The following is a 16,926-nucleotide window of genomic DNA, read 5'->3' on the forward strand; positions in this document are numbered from 1 at the left end:
GCCGAGGCGGTGTTGCGATGAATGCCAATCAGTTTCTCAAGGCCGTGGAGCAGTTGCAGGGTTGGCGCGAGTGCGCTTTCCTGCTGGCGCTGGCGGAGCGGGGCTTCCCCAACTACGCGCTGTTTGCCGACGCCATGGGCCTGAAAACCGGTGCCAAGATGCGGCAGCTGCTCGATCTGGCCTGGGGCCTGTTGCAGGAGATTCCGTCCGAGGCCGCCATTCCGCAACTGTTGGCCAAGCTGGAAACCCTGTCGCCGGACGTGGAGGCCTACGATGCCTATGGCGTACACCCTGCCTTCGATTTCTGTCGCCTGCTGGAGCAGGCGTTGCTGGGACGGCTGAATCCCGACAAACACCGGGCCAGCGAAGCCTCTCAGTGGGCCATGGAAACGGTGATCGGGTTTATCGAAGTGTCCGAGGGCGAGGGTCTGGATGAGGACGAGCTGGTCCGGGTGCTGGACCACCACCCCCTGATGAAAGCCGACAAGGCCTTCCAGCGGGACCTGGTGTTGGCGCTCAAGCGCCAGCGTACCCCCACGGAGGACTTCGTCGCGCAGCTGCGAGGCATGGCGGCCAACGACGGCGTGAGCAACCTGGGCATTTCACTGAACGACTGAACCGCTTCTACACTTTATCGAAACCCGTATCAATCACCACACGGCCAAACGTCCATGAAACTGTCTGCTTTCGGTCGCAAGTTTACTGCTGATGCCGGTATCACCTCGCTGATGGATGACCTGGGCAATGCCCTGGCCTCCGGCGATGACTTGATCATGATGGGCGGAGGCAACCCGGGGCATGTTCCCCAGGTCCAGGAGCGTCTGGGTCAGGAGCTGACCCGGCTGGTGGCGGACCCCGCAGCGATGCGGCGGCTGGTGGGGGTCTATGATCCACCCCAGGGAGAAAAGCAGTTCATTGGGTCCCTGGTCGACCTGTTGAACCGGGAATACGGCTGGGGGTTGCGGCCGGAAAACGTGGCCCTGACCAACGGCAGTCAGGCGGCCTTCTTCATGCTGTTCAACATGTTCGGTGGCGATTTTGGCGAGGGCCACCACAAGCATATCCTGCTGCCGATGGCGCCGGAGTACATCGGTTACGCCGACGCCGGCATTGCCCCCGGGCTGTTCAAGGCGGTGCGCCCGGAGATCAGCTTCACCGATGCCCATGAGTTCAAGTACCGGGTGGATTTTGACGCGGTGGAGGTGACCGCCGATACCGGTGCCATCTGTGTGTCCCGCCCCACCAATCCCACCGGCAATGTGGTCACCGATGAGGAACTGGCACGGCTGGAGGTGCTGGCCCGAAGCCACGATGTACCGCTGATCGTGGACGGGGCCTACGGCACCCCGTTCCCCAGCCTGCTGTTTGTTGATGCCACGCCGCACTGGAACGAGCAGATCGTGCTGTGCCTGAGCCTGTCCAAGTTTGGCCTGCCGGCTGCCCGTACCGGCATCGTGATCGCCGATGAGAAGATCATCCGGGCTCTGTCCGGGGTCAATGCCATCATGAACCTGGCCACCGGCAGTTTCGGGGCCATGCTGGCGGAGCCGCTGGTGCGCAGTGGCGAAATCCTGAGCCTGAGTCGGGAGGTGGTCTGTCCCTTCTATCAGGACAAGATGAAGCGGGCGGTGCAGGTGTTTTCCGAGGCGATGGGGGACAGTTGTCACTGGTACATCCACAAGCCCGAGGGTGCGATGTTCCTGTGGCTGTGGTTCCCCAACCTGCCCATCACCAGTCTGGAGCTGTACCAGCGGCTGAAGGCCCGGGGCGTGCTGGTGGTCTCCGGCCACTATTTCTTCCCCGGCTTGCCGGAGGACGATTGGCGTCACCGACACGAGTGCCTGCGGGTGACCTACTCCCAGGACGATGACCAGGTGGCCGAAGGGCTGCGGATCATTGCCGATGAGGTGCAGGCGGTGTGGGCGACCCGCTCGTAGGGTGGATCAGGGGGTGAGGCTGGAATCCTCGATGTGGATTTCGTAGAACGAGCCATCCGGTTCGGTCTGGGTCAGCCGCACCAGCAGGTGATCCCATTCCGGCACAAACCACATCAGGGTTTCCCGTTTGCTGTCGTCGCTTCGCACTTTCTCCACCACCACGGTCAGCACCTCCCCCAGCCGGGTATCCAGGGTTTCTTCACCAATGACGGCAAATCGATCTTCATCATAGCGGCCCTTGTCGACCACGTGGTAGGTGACATCCGTGTGTCCGGCGCGCAGGTCCTGGTGCAGCTGCAGTTGGTAGCTCAGGGGGTCGAGGGCGCCGTCCTTCAGCGGCAGGCGGAATGCCTTGCCTTCATGGTGGCCGCTGACCACCCCTTCGCTCCAATCGAAGTCGATCCTTCGCTCCCGATCCCGGATCAGCATGCCCGAGAGCTCATAGCGGTAGCGCAGCGGGACGGCATGATCCTGGTCCCAGCGGAAGATGGCCGACTCCTCGATGTCTGCAATGAACGAGTCCACGCGGAACCGGTAGCGCCACAGGCCGCTGTCCAGCTGCTCCAGGCTGCGGGTGGCGCTGCCGTCTATGGCAATGCCCTTGTCCAGTGAGGCTCGGAAGGTGGCGGTGAACGGAATGGGAGGCCGGCTGTCATCGGCTGGCCCGGTGGCCTCGGATTGGCCGTGGACCGGCAGGGCGGTGACCGCCAGCATAACCAGGCTGCCGATCAGGACGCCGCCGCGAGTTGAAAAAACCTTGTTTGGCATCTCTCATGCTCCCGTTCAACCCATCCCTGGCCGGGGGTGTGCAATGGGGTGCTTCCAATGCGCGATGCCCCGGTCGCATTCAATGATGAGGTTTTCGATTCAATAGCTTAGTAAGTGTAGCCTGTGACGGGTGAAGGGTGCATGACAATATGGTCAGGAAAGTGCCGGGGATCGCCAGGAACGTGAAGCGGGGCACGAATGGGAGGTAGATCCGCGCCTCGTTCGATATCAGGTCTCGTCGGCGGGCAGCACCATGGGGGCTGGGATGGGCTGGCCATCGAAGCAGACGCCTTCCTCGGACAGCTGCAGCCGGCCCTCGCAGAACCAGCGGACCACGATGGGGTACAGGATGTGTTCCTGGCGCTGCACTTTCTCCGCCAGGCTCTCCGGCGTGTCCTCCGGGGACACAGCGACCTCCGCCTGGGCGATGACCGGCCCCCCGTCGAGATCTTCCGTCACGAAGTGAATGGAGACCCCGTGCCGTGTATCGCCGGCTTCCAGTGCCCGCTGGTGGGTGTTGAGACCGGTGTATTTGGGCAGCAGGGAAGGGTGAATGTTGAGCATGATGCCGTGGAAGGCCTTCACGAAGCCGGGGGTGAGAATGCGCATGAAACCGGCCAGTACCACCAGGTCGGGGCTGTGGCGCTCGATCTGTGCCCGGAAGGCAGCGTCGAACTCCTCCCGCGACGGGTACTCGGTGTGGTCCACGGTAAAGGTGTCGATCCCGGCCTGGCGAGCGCGCTCGAGCGCGAACGCCTGGGGCCGGTTGCAGCCTACCGCCACGATCTGGCCCGGGAAATCCTGCGCCCGGGTGGCCTCAATCAGCGCCTGCAGGTTGGTGCCGCTGCCGGAGGCCAGCACCACAATGCGCGGTTCGGTAATGTCCGGTGCCATCATTCCGCCAGCAACCCCGGCGCATAACGGACTTCCGGCTCGGCAGCCGCCTCATCTGCGGCTTCGATGCGGCCGATCTGCCAGGCCTGTTCGCCTAATTCAGACAGCGTCTCCAGCGCCTGTTGTTTCTGGTTGGCCGGAACGCAGAGAATCATCCCCACACCGCAGTTGAAGGTTCGGTACATCTCGTTGGTCTGGACGCCGCCGGCATCCTGCAACCACTGGAACACCGGGGGCAGGGACCAGCTGTCGGTATCGATGGCCGCGCAACAACCTTTGGGCAGAACCCTGGGGATGTTTTCCGGCAGGCCGCCGCCGGTGATGTGGGACATGGCGCGGATGTCCACCTCCTTGTTCAGCTGCAGCAGGTTCTTGACGTAGATGCGGGTTGGCGCCATCAGGGCATCCGCCAGGCTCTCTTGGCCGATTGGCTGGTCCAGGTCCGCCTTGCTGACTTCGAGGATCTTGCGAATCAGGGAGTAGCCGTTGGAGTGGGGGCCGGACGAGCCCAGGGCAATCAGGACGTCGCCATCCTGGACACGGCTGCCGTCGATGATCTCACTGCGTTCGGCAACGCCGACGCAGAAACCGGCCAGGTCATAGTCGTCGCCCTCGTACATACCCGGCATTTCGGCCGTTTCACCGCCCACCAGGGCACAACCGGCCAGTTCACAGCCGGCACCGATGCCTTCGACCACCTGGGCGGCGACATCCACATTGAGCTTGCCGGTGGCGTAGTAATCCAGGAAGAACAGCGGCTCGGCACCGCCCACCACCAGGTCATTGACGCACATGGCCACCAGGTCGATACCAATGCTGTCATGCTTGTTGAGCTGCATCGCCAGCCGCAGCTTGGTGCCCACGCCGTCGGTGCCGGACACCAGAACGGGCTCCCGGTATCCGGCCGGGATGGCCACGGTAGCGCCGAATCCACCCAGGCCACCGAGTACTTCCGGGCGTCGGGTGCGGGCTGCGGTGTTCTTGATCCGGTTGACGAGTTCGTTGCCGGCGTCGATATCAACACCCGCGTCGCGATAGGTGAGGGAGGGCTTCTGTTCGCTCATGGTAGTGGAAACCGTTTTGGCAGTGAGATAAGCGCGGGATTTTAACAGGTGCGCGATGGGGCTCCAAATGCATTTGCCTCATTGCTACTCAGCGTTGGGGGCATGGTGTATCCTATGCGCCAACACACTGACGGACAGGGTGCTTCATGCCAGAACCAGGTCAATTGACGACGCCAGTTTCCCGTATTACCAAGCAGGTGTTTCTCCTGTTGTTGGTCCTGTTTGGTCTCCACTCGCCCGCGCAGGCGGTGACGGTGGACGGGCTTTATACTGTCGAAGTCCCCGTCGCCGGCTCTTTGCCGCAGCAGCTGCAGGCGGGTTACGCCGAGGGCCTGCGCCGTGTCCTGGTTCGGGTCAGCGGTAGCAGCGAGGTGCTGCAGAGAGAGGAGGTTGGTGAGGTCCTCCAGCGGGCCGAGTCGTTGCTGCAGTCCTACCAGTTCCTGCGGGGCGAGAACAGCGGGGCTGGTGGGCGCCTGCGGATGACCTTTGGTTCGGTTGGGGTCAATCAGGCCCTGTCCTCGATCCAGGCGCCGGTCTGGGGCGCCAACCGGCCCCTGACGCTGGCGTGGATCGCCGTTCAGACCAGCAGTGGGCGCCAGTTGGTGACGGCTCCGGAGCAGGACAGCTCGGCGGCCCCGTCCAGCCGCTGGTACCGGGCCTTCCAGGCAGCGGCCGCCAGTCGTGGGTTGCCGCTGACCATGCCGCCGCAGTCGGTGGCCGGCAACCGGGCGCTGTTGTCTGAGGTCTGGGGGCAGTTTATGGGCCGAATCCGGGAAGAATCGGAGACCATTGGCCACAACCTTCTGGCGTCCGTCCGTATCAGTTTTGAGCGTAACGCCTGGCGGGCTTCCTGGTTGCTGGAAGGCCGCGGTGTCGAGGCCGAGGAGTCGTCGCTGACAGCCAGTTCGCCCGAACAGCTGGCCCAACGGATCGTCGCCCAATGGGCCGATATGCTCGCCGCCCGCTATGCGGTGGCGGCCGGTGAGGTTGGCGATTCGCCGCAAGTGGATATCGTGCTGGATGAGGTGGATTCCCTGGAGGACTATGCCGACGCCACCGCGGCACTGAACAAACTGACACCGGTGCAGAACGTTGGCGCGATTAACATCAAGGCCCGGCAGGCTACCCTGCGCGTGGCCTTTTCCGGCGAACTCAGCCAACTCCAGGAGTACATGGCCCTGGATGCCCGCTTTGTACCGGTTCAGCCGACACCGTCCCACCCGGAGACCGTAGAGTCGCCGCAGACCGAAGGCACGCCGACCGGGCCCAATCCGGCCGCGCCGGCACCCCCGGTGGACGCTGGCCAGACAACAGACACCTCCGGGCAGTCTGTGGAGGCGGATGACCTGTTCAGCTACCAACCGTTGGCGGTTGAAGATGCCGAGGCAGAGAAGGCGTTCGAATCGCTCTATCCCATACTTCACTACCGTTGGCAGGCCGCACCGGCTGTGCGTCCTGGCGGGCAGGAATGAGGTACTGGCTGAGGTGAGCGAGGCCTGAGACTGATGTTGAGGTGGAATTGGATTCCCAATGCCCTGACGTTCCTGCGCGTTGCACTGATCATTCCTTTTGCGGTTGCCCTTTGGCGGGAGGAATATGGCCTGGCGTTGGTGGTCTTTGCGGTAGCAGCGGCCTCTGATGCCTGCGACGGATTTCTCGCGCGCCAATATGACTGGCGTTCCCGTGTGGGCGCTATTGCCGATCCTCTGGCCGACAAGGCCCTGTTAATCACCGCCTATCTGATGCTGACCCTGACCGGGGTTTTGCCTGTCTGGCTGTTTGCCCTGGTGCTTGGCCGGGATGTGCTGATTGTGGTGGGCGGGCTGGCGTACCATTACGGCATCGGACGCTTCGATATGCAGCCCAGCTTGCTGGGCAAGTTCAACACCCTGGTGCAGATTCTGGTGGTGTTGGCCATCATCATCCTGTTGGCGAACCTCCCCATGTTTTCCTGGATCATTGAGGTTGGAATCGCATTGGTGGCGGTGACCGCGATTGTGAGCGGTGCACACTATGTGTTGGTGTGGGGAATGAGAGCATGGAGGGCAAAGCAGCATTGAGTGGGCCTCAACTGACCCTGGGCGTTAAACTCCGTGACGACGCCAGATTTGATAATTTCCACGGCGACCGTAATTCGGCTGCCGCCACCCGACTGAGGGAGCTGTGCGACACCGCCCACGATCTACCGGTGGTGGTGGTGTGTGGCGACGCCGATACCGGCAAGAGTCATTTGCTGCAGGCCGCGTGTCATGAGGTGGAGAAGCGTAGTGGCTCGGCGGTGTGTATCAGTATCGAGGAGTTGCTGCCGTTTGGCCCGGAGGCACTGTCGGGGCTGGAGCATCACGAGCTGACCTGCCTGGACGATCTGGACCTGGTGGCTGGCCAGCCGGAATGGGAAGAGGCGGTGTTCCACCTGTATAATCGCATCCTGGATCAGGGGCACCGCATGATCATCAGCCTGTCGGATACACCGGCGGCGTTGCCTTTCGGGCTCCGGGATCTGATGTCGAGACTGCAGCATGGCTTGCTGCTGCAACTGGGTATGTATCGGGATGGTGATCGGCTCACCATCCTGCGGGCTCGGGCCGAACAGCGGGGATTGGTGCTGGCCGACGACGTGGCCACCTTCATCCTGCGCCGGGCACCGCGAAAACTGGCGGATCTGCTGGCGATGCTGGACCGGCTGGACGAGAATTCCCTGCAGGCACAACGAAAACTGACCATCCCGTTCGTGAAATCGGTGATGGGCTGGTAGCGGCAGTGCTGCACTAACCAACGGGTAACAACAATAAACCAGTCCCCGTGGACTGGACATTCGCGCACAACATTCAGAGGGCAATATGAGACGAGTGGTATTCAATCAGAAAGGCGGCGTGGGTAAATCCAGCATCACCTGCAACCTGGCAGCGATCAGCGCGGCCCGCGGCAAGCGCACGCTGGTGGTCGATCTCGATCCCCAGGGGAATTCCACTCAATACCTGCTGGACAAACCGTCCAGCGAGTTGAGGGACACGGTGGCTGATCTGTTGGAGCAGACGGTGGCTTTCACGATGTTCAACCGCCGCCCCGACGAGTTTGTCCATGCCACGCCGTTCAATAACCTGTTTGTGATGCCTTCCAGCCCGGAGCTGGATTTCCTGGAGCGCAAGCTTGAAGCCAAGCACAAAATCTACAAGCTGCGCGAAGCGCTGAAAAAATTGGGCGAAACCTTCGATGCGATCTACATCGACACCGCGCCGGCACTCAATTTCTACACCCGGTCGGCCTTGATCGCGGCGGAACGCTGCCTGATCCCGTTTGACTGTGACGATTTCTCCCGTCAGGCCCTCTACAACATCCTCAATGAGATCCGCGATCTGCAGGAAGACCATAACCAGGAGCTGGTGGTGGAGGGGATTGTGGCCAACCAGTTCCAGCCTCGTGCAAGCCTGCCCAAGAAGCTGATCAGCGAGTTGCTGGAGGAAGGGTTGCCGGTACTGCCGGTAAGGCTCTCCAGTTCGGTTAAAATGAAGGAGTCTCACCAGAGCCGCGAACCGCTGGTGCACATGGCACCGAAGCATGCACTGACCAGGCAGTTCGAGAATCTGTTTGGTGTCCTGCACGGCGAGTCTGTTGAGCTGGAACCGCTGGCGGACTGAGGTCTGCCGCGGGCCTCAAGGATCAAGGCTACCCCAATGATCAAGACCAAGTGGTAACACCGATGAGTGCCAACGACCAAGAGAAACTGGACCAGGTCACCGATTCGCTGCTGCAGATCGAGTTGGAGCTCCGCCGCCTGGATGCCTGGTCGGCGACGCCACCGGCACCGGAAGCGCTGCAGAGCAACCAGCCATTCGCAGTCGATACCCTGGAGTTTACCGAGTGGCTCCAGTTCATCTTCATCCGGCGGATGAAAACACTGGTGGAGAAGGGGGCGCCGCTGCCGAGTGTCTCCGGCATGGCCCCCATGGCGGAAGAGCATTTTCGTGGGCGGGACGAATCCGGGCAGCGCCTGATCCGGGAGCTGGAGGTTATGGATCAGCTGTTATCCGGTTAATGTGCCCTCCCGGCATTATTCCCTGTTTGCCGGATAGACACCGGAGAAAGGCAGCCGCGACTGGTTCTTGGCCAGCAGCTCCCCTTCCTTGCTGACCCGGGCAAACAGGTCCGCCAGCCGATTGCTGGGGACCGGTTGGCAGAACCGGTGCCCCTGTAGCAGGTGGCACCCCGCCGAACGCAGAAAGGCTTCCTGTTCCTCGGTCTCGACGCCGGATGCCGCCACCGTCAACGACAACTGCCGCGCCAGGTTGATCAGCGTGTGGACGATGGCGCGGCTGCTGTCATCCTTCGGCGTCAGGTGTAACAGCTGCTGGTCGATCTTGACCTGGTCGAAGGGGAAGTCCCGTAGCAGCGTCAGAGTGGAGAGGCCGCTACCGTAGTGGTCCAGCACCAGACGCACGCCCACCCGCTTCAGGTTATCCAGCACGAGTATCGATTCGCCCTGGCGCTCCGAAAGGATGCGCTCATCAATTTCCACCATCAGCAGGGAAGGGTCCAGCCGGGTCTCTCGAACAATGCGCGTAAGCTGATCCGCGAGCCGGGGGTGGTTGTACTGCCGGGAGGATAAGTTGACCCGAATGCTCACCGGGTAGTCGCTCATGGCCTGAATGGCGCGGGCCTGCAGACAGGCGTTCTGGCAGATCCATTCCGCCAGGGGCTGTAGTTGACCGGTTTGTTCGGCAACGTCCAGGAAGCTTGCCGGTGTCAGCGTACCCTTGGTGGGGTGGTGCCAGCGCAGCAGTGCCTCCAGGCTGTCGATGCCGCCCGTCCTGGCATTCAGTACCGGCTGGTAATGCAGGTCGAACTGACCACCGCGAATGGCCTCCCGCAGCTCCTGTTCCAGCGAGAGTTGCCGCTGCATCTCCTCATTCATGTCTTTGCTGAAGAACTGGATATTGTTGCGGCCGGCGTTCTTGGCCCGGTACATGGCCATATCCGCGTTCTTCAACAACTGTTCATAGCTGTTGCCGTCCTCCGGGGCCAGGGTGATGCCGATGCTGGAGGTGATTACCAGCTCGCCGCCGGAGACCTTGATCGGCTGAATCAGGGTTTCCAGGATGTAGCGGGCGACTTTCTCACAGCCCTCCGCCCCCTTGACCTGGCTGAGTAATACGGCAAACTCGTCGCCACCCAGCCGGGCGATGGTGTCCTCTTTGCGTACGCAGTTTCTCAGGCGTCTGGCAATTTCCTGCAGCAGCTGGTCACCCGCATCGTGCCCCAGGGTATCGTTGATGCGCTTGAAGTGGTCGACATCCAGGCAGATCAGGGCGCTGCTATGGCCGTGTCGCAAGGCGCTGCTGATGGCCTGCCCGCAGCGGTCCTCAAACAGCCTGCGGTTGGCGGTGTCGGTCAGCACATCGTAATGGGCCAGGTAGTGAAGCTGGGTCTGGGAATCGCGGATTTCGGTAATGTCCTGGCCGATCAGGATCAACCGACGCTGCCCCGGGTCGTCGTCCTCGTTGAGGCGGCTCAGGTTCCAGAGGATGAAGTGCCGGCTGCCGTTAAAGCCATAAATTTCGGTTTCCAGGGTCTCCTTGGGCAGGCCGCTGTTGAACAGCTTGAGAATCTTCCAGGCGAGCTCGTCCTGTTGCTCCCGGGGAATGAACGCGGTACTGAGGTTGCGGCCGATGGCTTCATCCCGGCTGTAGCCAAACAGGGATTCCGCCGCGCTGTTCCACTGACGGATGTTGATCTTCTCGTCCACCACCACGATCGGGGTGCTGGCGGTTTCAAACAGGGCCCGGTAGTGGCGGGACGAGCGCCGGAAGGACTTCTCGGCCTGCTGGCGCACGAAAATTTCGTCCTTGAGCTCCGCATTGGCCATTTGCAGCTCATTGGTACGCTGTTTCACCATGTTCTCGAGGTCGTTCTCGATCCGTTCGCGGTCATTCAGCAGTATGCGAACGTAACAGGAAACCGTCACCATCAGGGCCAGCAGGGCCTCCATGACCAGCAGTTGGGACGGCGGGATGGTGGCGGAGCCGAACAGGAAAACCGTGGCCAGAGCCGCCCCTCCGCACAGGGAAATGCTGGCCATGGCGTCGGCAAGCGGGAAGCGGGTGGCTGCCCAGATGGTCAGCGGGAACAGCAGGTAAAGGCTCTGCTGGGGATCGTGCCAGATCACCAGAAGAATGAAGGCCAGGGTGAGTGCCCAGGCGAGGGATTCCAGCGGACGTTTGCGGGCGCGCCGGTAAAGGCTCCCCCAGCGGGCGCTCATCACCAGAGGCGCGACCAGAACCGTACCCAGTACACTGGCAAACCAGGGGTGGAGCGGCAGGATCTGGATGTTCAGGTTGTAAAGGCCCTCCCACTGTATCAGTTGAGTCAACAGGGGCAGGGTGGCGACGAAGCTGGCCAGCGTCAGTGTGCCCAGGAACCAGAGAAAAGCCTTATAGCTGGCCAGGGGGGAGTGCCCCGTCTGCAACTTGCGATAGGCCCACCAGGTGATGAACGAGGTGGTCAGGGTGTAGGCGCTGGCGTAGAGCAGGCTCTGGGATGCGGCATGCCAGTCGGGGACTTCGCGTGAGGCGGAGACCAGGGAGGCCAGCAACAGGCCCATCAGCACGGTCATCAGGCTGCGGGAGCCGCGGGTAAAGAGCAGGCCTACGGCGTAGCCGGTGGGCAGCCAGGCCGATGGGTAGACCAGCGAGTCGTTCAGAAAGACATAGCTGACGCAGGCCAGCGCCACAAATAGCGCCAGATCCACTATGAATTTGAGCCAGTCCGTCTCTGGTGTCGTTTGATCGCTTTCTGTCACTGGTATCCCTACCTGCGTAATGCCGGAAGCTCTATCCTTGCTTTCGACAGTGACTACATCGCCGTACCAGATGGTGCCTTTGGAAGCTGGGCACCACCTCCCACCAATGGGCTGCAAGTGATGCGGTATGACGGCGGCATCACGGGTCAGGCCTGGATCGCCACGACCGTCCTGCCGGTCCTTTAAAAGGCATTCAGCCGCATTGACAGGTCGATGGCTTTAATATCCTTGGTCAGGGCGCCAATGGAAATGTAGTCAACCCCGGTTTCGGCAACCTTGATCAGGGTTTCCGCATTGATCCCGCCTGACGCTTCCAGTTTAGACGTTCCGTTGGCCAGTGCAACTGCCGCCCGCATGTCTTCCAGGGAGAATTCGTCCAGCATGATGGTGTCGGCTCCGGCGGCCAGCGCTTCCTTCAGTTCGTCCATGGTTTCGGTTTCCACTTCCACGGGGCGACCCGGTGCAAGCTGGTGAGCCGCCTGCACTGCCTGAGCGATGGAGCCACAGGCGGCGATGTGATTCTCCTTGATCAGGAACGCATCCCACAGGCCCAGGCGGTGGTTGAAGCAGCCCCCGCAGGTGACGGCGTATTTCTGCGCCAGTCTGAGGCCAGGCAGGGTTTTCCGGGTATCGAGCAGCTTAACGCCGGTGTGGGCCACCAATTGGGCGTAGTGGTGGCAGGTCGTGGCCACCCCGGACAGGGACTGGAGCCAGTTCAGCGCCGCGCGTTCGGCGGTCAGGAGGCTGCGGGCCCGGCCCTCACAGCTGAAGAGCACCTGGTTGGGCTGAACCCTGTCACCATCGCGTACGTGCCACTGAACCTGTACCCCTGGATCGACCTGACGAAACACCTCGTTGACCCAGTGCTGGCCGGCGATGACGGCGGTCTCCCGGGTGATCACCTGGCCGGAAGTGACGCGTTCTTCGGGAATCAGGGCGGCGGTGATATCTCCGCTGCCAACGTCTTCGCGCAGGCTCTGCGCCACGGTTTCCACTAGGGACTGTCGAAGGAGTTCGGGAGGAATCATGATCTCGGTGGCCTTGGAATCGGATGCTGCTGGGAGTTGAAGGGTGTGGAGTTTACTGCCATCGGGCAGCTTACGCCAAGCCGGACTGCCGGGCCAGCGGGCTCACAGGTGACGTAGAACGTCACTTCCCGGATCGATGTGTCGCCTTTGAGTGCTCTTGTAACTCGTCGTTTGAAATAGGAAAAATGGTAAATTGTGAACCTGTTCCGGTATACACAAAAGGTGACAAATCCTGACACAAGGTGACGGGGGCAGCGCCTATGCTGTGAAGTGCGGTGTTCGCTCATTCTTTGGATCGGGGTCTTCCGTATGGCACAGGACAATAAGGTGGTAAGCCTGAAGTCGCAGGGACTCGTCAGCCGGGTCAGCCTGCCGGGACCGTTGATCCGGTTGCGGGATGTCTCCGGCCAGGAACTGCGCAATGTCCTCTCAAATTTCTTTGACAGCGCGGATGATGTGCTGTTCAACCTGTCTGAGAAGGCCTCCTCCACCGAAGACCAGTCCGCCTATTTTAACGCCATGCGGGAGCTGCGCCTCCAGCGCAAGAACATGACCGTTTCCATCCTGCAGTGGGTCAGTCGCTCGTTCAACGAGCTGGGGCGATTCGATCCGGTACCGGGGATGTCGTCGCTGGAGCAGGTCGATCAGGATTCGCTCTCGCTCATGGAGCACGCCGATCTCGAGCAGAGTGTTGCCATTGATAACCTGATGGCCAAGCTTCGCAACCACCACGCCAAATCGGCACATGACCTGGCTGCCAGGATACGATACCTGGTGCCCAGCCTGGAACTGGAGGACCGCCAGGTGCCACTGAGCCCGGAGGTGATCTGCAGCGGGCTGTCCGAAGCCAGCGGTGACCTGGACATCGACATCCGTGCCAAGCTCGTTGTCTTCAAGCTGTTCGACAAGTTACTGGTCAACAAGCTCGACGGGCTTTACCAGGCGGCCAACGAGCTGTTGATCAAGGAAGGAGTGTTGCCGCAGCTCAAGCGCCCGGCAACGGCCAGTTCCTCGCCCGCAGCCGCCAAGGCCCCGGTTCGTTCCCCGGTACCTCCGAAGGCTCCGTCCACAGGCTCGGGGGGCGGCGGCCAGGTATCTTCGGGTCAGGCCGGCTCCCAGGCAACCTTCTCCGAGCTGGCCGCCTTGTTGCATCAGGAGGGACTGACCGGGGGAGAGGCTGGTGGCGGCGGTGAATCCATCCAGTTGGAAACCGCCGGGCTGATGGAGTTTCTGGGCCGGATTCAGAAGCCGTCAGGGGGGTGGGACGGTGATGACATTCCGTCCCTGTCGGCGCTGTTGGCCCCCATCTTCAAACCTGAGTCCGGTCCGGTCTACGCGGTGAAGCAGGTGGATAACGACGTGATCAACCTCGTCTCCATGCTGTTTGATTTCATCCTGGAGGACCGTCAGTTGCCCGCCGAGATGAAAGCGCTCATCGGACGGTTGCAGATTCCGGTATTGAAGGTGGCACTCAGTGACCAGAGTTTCTTCAACCGGGGCGGTCATCCCGCCCGCAAGCTGCTGAACGAGCTGGCGCTGGCAGGCATGGGTTGGAGCCCCAAGGGGGAAGGGCAGCGGGATCCGCTCAAGGACAAGATTGAATCCGTGGTTAATCGGCTGCTGGACGACTTTACCGACAACATTGAATTGTTTGGGGAGTTGCTTTCGGACTTCTCTCATTTTATGGATCTCGATAATCGGCGTCGCGCCCTGGTGGAGCAGCGCCTGCGGGACGCGGAGGAAGGTCGGGCCAAGCAGGAGCGGGCCAAGACAATGGTGGACGAGTTGCTGGCGGAGCTGCTGGAGGGCCGGGAGGTGCCGCCGGTGGTCCATGAATTTCTCCAACAGCCCTGGCGCAAGTACCTGCAGTGGGCGGTGTTGCGGGAAGGGGAAGGCAGCAGTCGCTGGGAAGCAGCGGTGGAACTGAGTCGGCGTCTGGTCTGGAGTGTTGATCCCAATCCGGTGGACGAGAATACCCGCAGCGACCTGCTCCGGGCGATCCCCTCGATAGTGGACGGCCTGCGCAAGGGCCTGCAGACCATCTCCTGGGATCCGTTTGCCACCGACAATGCCATCCGCGATCTGGAACTGGCCCATGTCGATGTGTTCCAGACATTGGTGACAACCCGGGAGGCTGAACCGGAGCCGGAAATGCAGGCGCCAGCAGAGACGCCGGCACCCGCACCAACCGAGGCCCCGGAGCCCTCTGCGATGGCCGCCGAACCAGCCGTCAGCCAGGAACCGCAGCCCTCCACGGAGACCGCGCCAGAGCCGCCGTCGGCTCGGCCCGAGGTTGCCGCAGTGGCGGCGGCAGAGGATGTGTGGCTGGACCGGGCCGATTCCCTGGGGGTCGGCTCCTGGGTGGAGCTGCTGAGCAATGGCAATCGGGTGCGTTGCAAGCTGGCGGCCTTTATCAAAGCCACGGGCAAGTACATCTTTGTTAACCGCAACGGCGCCAAGGTAGCCGAGTATCTGCGCGAAGATCTGGCTCGGGCCCTGTCCTCCGGCGATATTTCCATGCTCGACGACGGCCTGATTTTTGACCGTGCGCTGGAATCCATCATCGATAACCTGCGCAGCAACCGTCGGGACTGAGTTGGCCCTCCGGGACGGTACCTGGTCGGCCGCATTGGCATCGCTCTTGTCTTTATGCTTCAATCTCTGCCGTAAATTAACGGTGCGCCGGTAGCATGGGTTGCCGGCCTACAGGCCAACGGATTCACCTTGACCCCACTATCCCAGTCTTCTGATCATGCCATCGCTGCCTTGCGGGAAACCGGGCGTCTGCCGGAAGCGCGCTGGTGTCCGTCACCCAATTTCGGGCCTCGGCCTGACGGAGCCGGCATCTCCCTGCTGGTGGTCCATAACATCAGTTTGCCGCCGGGAGAATTCGGAGGCGGGGAGATTGAGCAGTTCTTCTGTAATCGGCTGGACCCGACGGCGCATCCCTATTTCCGGACCATTGCCGGGCTTAAGGTCTCTGCCCATGCCCTGATCGACCGGGACGGGGAGGTGACCCAATTTGTCAGCCTGCTGGATCGGGCCTGGCATGCCGGTCGATCCTGCTTCGAGGGTGAGCCGGAGTGTAACGATTTCTCCATCGGCATCGAACTGGAAGGGACCGACGAGGTGCCTTATACCGAGGCCCAGTATGTCACCCTGGTACGGTTGACCCGGCAGATCATGCAGGCGTGGCCGGCCGTCACCCCGGAGCGCGTTACCGGCCATTGCGATATTGCTCCAGGCCGAAAAACCGACCCGGGCCCAGCGTTCGACTGGGAATACTTCCAATCGCTTCTGGCGGAAACCTAGTGTCCCGTTTGGTTAATTCGCTGACCTACTGCGTGACGCTGGGGCCGTTGGCCAGAGGCCCCAGCGTCACGCCCTTTGGGAGCCACTGTGAGCCTTGATAGCCGTGTTGTGCTGACTCGATTTGGAACCACCGAAACGCTGGCCGCCAACCCTTCGCCACCGCGCCTTGCTCTCAAGGCTCTCAGTGGCTCAGTAGGTCAGCGAATTAACCAAGCGGGACACAACTCATGCTGTTACTGATTTTCCTGCTGGCCTACTTCGTTCGCCGCCGGCTCGACGCCGCAGGCCGCTTCGACAGTGATCGCCTGTTTCGGGGTCTGTTTCGACGCATGGCCACCACCTCACCCGGCGACGAGCACCGGACCGTCCCGGGATTGCTGCTGGTCGGGGGGCTGTCGGTTGCACTTGCCGGGATCGATTGGTGGGCCCGCACTCGGGGGTGGGGCCTGGTCGCCTACCCACTGCAGGGCTTGGTTCTGGTGATCCTGATGGGGGCCCCGGAATGGCGTGGTGTCCTGAGGGCCTATCGCGAAGCCTGGCAGCGAGGGGATATGCAGGGCGCCTGGCACCATATCCGGGACCATCTGCCGGCCAGCGAACGGGGCCAGGCATCGTCTCCCGACTCCATGCACCTGTCCCTGTGTCGACGGTTTATGGCGATGGTCTTCGATCGTTATTTCCTGCTGGTATTCTGGTACGTCCTTGGCGGTGTGGGTGCCGTCGTCTTCGTCCGGGGCCTGATTGCATTGCGGGAGCAATGGCCCCAGGCCAGCGCCCGTCCGCGGTTTGCTGCCATAGTTGAGTGGCTGGCCTGGGCTCCGGTTCGGCTGCTGTCGTTCAGCTTTGGTCTGGCCGGGGACCTGGCCGGTTGGTTGCGGGAAGGAAGACAGAGCCTGGCCACCCCTTTGGCGCTGGCGGATGATGTGATGATGGCGGCGGCGAACAGCGCCCTGACCGGGTATGCGCTCGATCCACAGCGGTTTTCCCAACTGCATCCCAGTGAGTGGTCGGATTATGGCGGCCGGAGCCTGGCGGCCATTCAGGATCTGCTCAACCGGAGCATGCTGGTGTGGGTGTGTCTGTTGGCCCTGCTGGTGATCGCCGGTGTGGTCTGACGCCGAAAAAGA

The 16,926-nt window shown here is 61.9% G+C and carries 15 protein-coding genes; 10 read left to right on the forward strand and 5 right to left on the reverse strand.

Going from position 1 to position 16,926, the window contains the following annotated elements:
• Positions 1 to 17 precede the first annotated feature (17 nt).
• Together R3175_RS15450 and R3175_RS15455 are read left to right on the forward strand one after the other, a co-directional pair.
• Complete coding sequence (locus R3175_RS15450; RefSeq protein WP_318945223.1) at positions 18 to 617, forward strand: YjaG family protein; 600 nt, start codon at positions 18 to 20, stop codon at positions 615 to 617.
• A 54-nt stretch (positions 618 to 671) separates the two neighbouring features.
• Positions 672 to 1,937 (forward strand): valine--pyruvate transaminase, encoded by a 1,266-nt coding sequence (locus R3175_RS15455; protein ID WP_318945224.1) that lies wholly within the window; start codon positions 672 to 674, stop codon positions 1,935 to 1,937.
• Between the two features lie 6 nt (positions 1,938 to 1,943).
• Here the strand turns inward: R3175_RS15455 and R3175_RS15460 are convergent, their stop codons facing one another.
• From R3175_RS15460 to purM, 3 genes are all read right to left on the reverse strand, one after another.
• Entirely contained in the window at positions 1,944 to 2,705 is a 762-nt protein-coding gene (locus R3175_RS15460) for a DUF3108 domain-containing protein (RefSeq protein ID WP_318945225.1), read from the reverse strand.
• A 228-nt stretch (positions 2,706 to 2,933) separates the two neighbouring features.
• Positions 2,934 to 3,602 carry a phosphoribosylglycinamide formyltransferase gene (purN, locus tag R3175_RS15465; protein WP_318945226.1) on the reverse strand — a complete coding sequence of 223 codons (669 nt, stop codon included), beginning with the start codon at positions 3,600 to 3,602 and terminating at the stop codon, positions 2,934 to 2,936.
• Positions 3,599 to 4,663 carry a phosphoribosylformylglycinamidine cyclo-ligase gene (gene purM, locus R3175_RS15470; protein ID WP_318945227.1) on the reverse strand — a complete coding sequence of 355 codons (1,065 nt, stop codon included), beginning with the start codon at positions 4,661 to 4,663 and terminating at the stop codon, positions 3,599 to 3,601. Before purM ends, purN begins: the two co-directional genes overlap by 4 nt.
• A gap of 146 nt (positions 4,664 to 4,809) precedes the next feature.
• Between purM and R3175_RS15475 the strand changes: the two genes are divergently transcribed.
• The 5 genes from R3175_RS15475 to R3175_RS15495 all read left to right on the forward strand — a co-directional run bounded on the left by R3175_RS15475 (position 4,810) and on the right by R3175_RS15495 (position 8,699).
• Positions 4,810 to 6,135, forward strand: coding sequence for a DUF2066 domain-containing protein (locus R3175_RS15475; RefSeq protein WP_318945228.1), 1,326 nt, complete (start codon positions 4,810 to 4,812; stop codon positions 6,133 to 6,135).
• A gap of 33 nt (positions 6,136 to 6,168) precedes the next feature.
• Entirely contained in the window at positions 6,169 to 6,723 is a 555-nt protein-coding gene (locus R3175_RS15480; protein ID WP_318945229.1) for a CDP-alcohol phosphatidyltransferase family protein, read from the forward strand.
• On the forward strand, positions 6,702 to 7,418 hold the full coding sequence (gene hda, locus R3175_RS15485; RefSeq protein WP_318945230.1) for a DnaA regulatory inactivator Hda: 717 nt from the start codon (positions 6,702 to 6,704) through the stop codon (positions 7,416 to 7,418). The genes R3175_RS15480 and hda overlap by 22 nt, the downstream gene beginning before the upstream one ends.
• A gap of 85 nt (positions 7,419 to 7,503) precedes the next feature.
• Positions 7,504 to 8,301: a ParA family protein gene (locus R3175_RS15490; protein ID WP_318945231.1), complete on the forward strand. Its 798-nt coding sequence runs from the start codon at positions 7,504 to 7,506 to the stop codon at positions 8,299 to 8,301.
• A gap of 62 nt (positions 8,302 to 8,363) precedes the next feature.
• Positions 8,364 to 8,699: a YqcC family protein gene (locus R3175_RS15495; protein ID WP_318945232.1), complete on the forward strand. Its 336-nt coding sequence runs from the start codon at positions 8,364 to 8,366 to the stop codon at positions 8,697 to 8,699.
• A 15-nt stretch (positions 8,700 to 8,714) separates the two neighbouring features.
• Here the strand turns inward: R3175_RS15495 and R3175_RS15500 are convergent, their stop codons facing one another.
• Together R3175_RS15500 and nadC are read right to left on the reverse strand one after the other, a co-directional pair.
• A complete protein-coding gene (locus R3175_RS15500) occupies positions 8,715 to 11,459 on the reverse strand; it encodes an EAL domain-containing protein (protein WP_318945233.1) in 2,745 nt (914 codons plus the stop codon).
• A 182-nt stretch (positions 11,460 to 11,641) separates the two neighbouring features.
• Positions 11,642 to 12,487, reverse strand: coding sequence for a carboxylating nicotinate-nucleotide diphosphorylase (gene nadC / locus R3175_RS15505; protein WP_318945234.1), 846 nt, complete (start codon positions 12,485 to 12,487; stop codon positions 11,642 to 11,644).
• A 309-nt stretch (positions 12,488 to 12,796) separates the two neighbouring features.
• Here nadC and R3175_RS15510 point away from each other — a divergent pair, with 309 nt between their 5' ends.
• The 3 genes from R3175_RS15510 to ampE all read left to right on the forward strand — a co-directional run bounded on the left by R3175_RS15510 (position 12,797) and on the right by ampE (position 16,914).
• The gene (locus R3175_RS15510; protein ID WP_318945235.1) at positions 12,797 to 15,082 is read left to right on the forward strand and encodes a DUF1631 domain-containing protein; all 2,286 of its coding nucleotides are present in this window, start codon (positions 12,797 to 12,799) and stop codon (positions 15,080 to 15,082) included.
• Between the two features lie 162 nt (positions 15,083 to 15,244).
• On the forward strand, positions 15,245 to 15,799 hold the full coding sequence (ampD, locus tag R3175_RS15515; protein WP_318945252.1) for a 1,6-anhydro-N-acetylmuramyl-L-alanine amidase AmpD: 555 nt from the start codon (positions 15,245 to 15,247) through the stop codon (positions 15,797 to 15,799).
• Between the two features lie 227 nt (positions 15,800 to 16,026).
• Positions 16,027 to 16,914 carry a regulatory signaling modulator protein AmpE gene (gene ampE / locus R3175_RS15520; RefSeq protein ID WP_318945236.1) on the forward strand — a complete coding sequence of 296 codons (888 nt, stop codon included), beginning with the start codon at positions 16,027 to 16,029 and terminating at the stop codon, positions 16,912 to 16,914.
• Positions 16,915 to 16,926: the final 12 nt, after the last annotated feature.

Source organism: Marinobacter sp. (assembly GCF_033722735.1).
In the GTDB taxonomy this organism is placed as follows: domain Bacteria; phylum Pseudomonadota; class Gammaproteobacteria; order Pseudomonadales; family Oleiphilaceae; genus Marinobacter.

Bases quoted from the DNA above. Each gene is read 5' to 3' on its own strand.
- R3175_RS15450 (WP_318945223.1), top strand. From the start codon at position 18: ATGAATGCCAATCAGTTTCTCAAGGCCGTGGAGCAGTTGCAGGGTTGG.
- R3175_RS15455 (WP_318945224.1), top strand. From the start codon at position 672: ATGAAACTGTCTGCTTTCGGTCGCAAGTTTACTGCTGATGCCGGTATC.
- R3175_RS15460 (WP_318945225.1), bottom strand. From the start codon at position 2,705: ATGCCAAACAAGGTTTTTTCAACTCGCGGCGGCGTCCTGATCGGCAGC.
- purN (WP_318945226.1), bottom strand. From the start codon at position 3,602: ATGATGGCACCGGACATTACCGAACCGCGCATTGTGGTGCTGGCCTCC.
- purM (WP_318945227.1), bottom strand. From the start codon at position 4,663: ATGAGCGAACAGAAGCCCTCCCTCACCTATCGCGACGCGGGTGTTGAT.
- R3175_RS15475 (WP_318945228.1), top strand. From the start codon at position 4,810: ATGCCAGAACCAGGTCAATTGACGACGCCAGTTTCCCGTATTACCAAG.
- R3175_RS15480 (WP_318945229.1), top strand. From the start codon at position 6,169: ATGTTGAGGTGGAATTGGATTCCCAATGCCCTGACGTTCCTGCGCGTT.
- hda (WP_318945230.1), top strand. From the start codon at position 6,702: ATGGAGGGCAAAGCAGCATTGAGTGGGCCTCAACTGACCCTGGGCGTT.
- R3175_RS15490 (WP_318945231.1), top strand. From the start codon at position 7,504: ATGAGACGAGTGGTATTCAATCAGAAAGGCGGCGTGGGTAAATCCAGC.
- R3175_RS15495 (WP_318945232.1), top strand. From the start codon at position 8,364: ATGAGTGCCAACGACCAAGAGAAACTGGACCAGGTCACCGATTCGCTG.
- nadC (WP_318945234.1), bottom strand. From the start codon at position 12,487: ATGATTCCTCCCGAACTCCTTCGACAGTCCCTAGTGGAAACCGTGGCG.
- R3175_RS15510 (WP_318945235.1), top strand. From the start codon at position 12,797: ATGGCACAGGACAATAAGGTGGTAAGCCTGAAGTCGCAGGGACTCGTC.
- ampE (WP_318945236.1), top strand. From the start codon at position 16,027: ATGCTGTTACTGATTTTCCTGCTGGCCTACTTCGTTCGCCGCCGGCTC.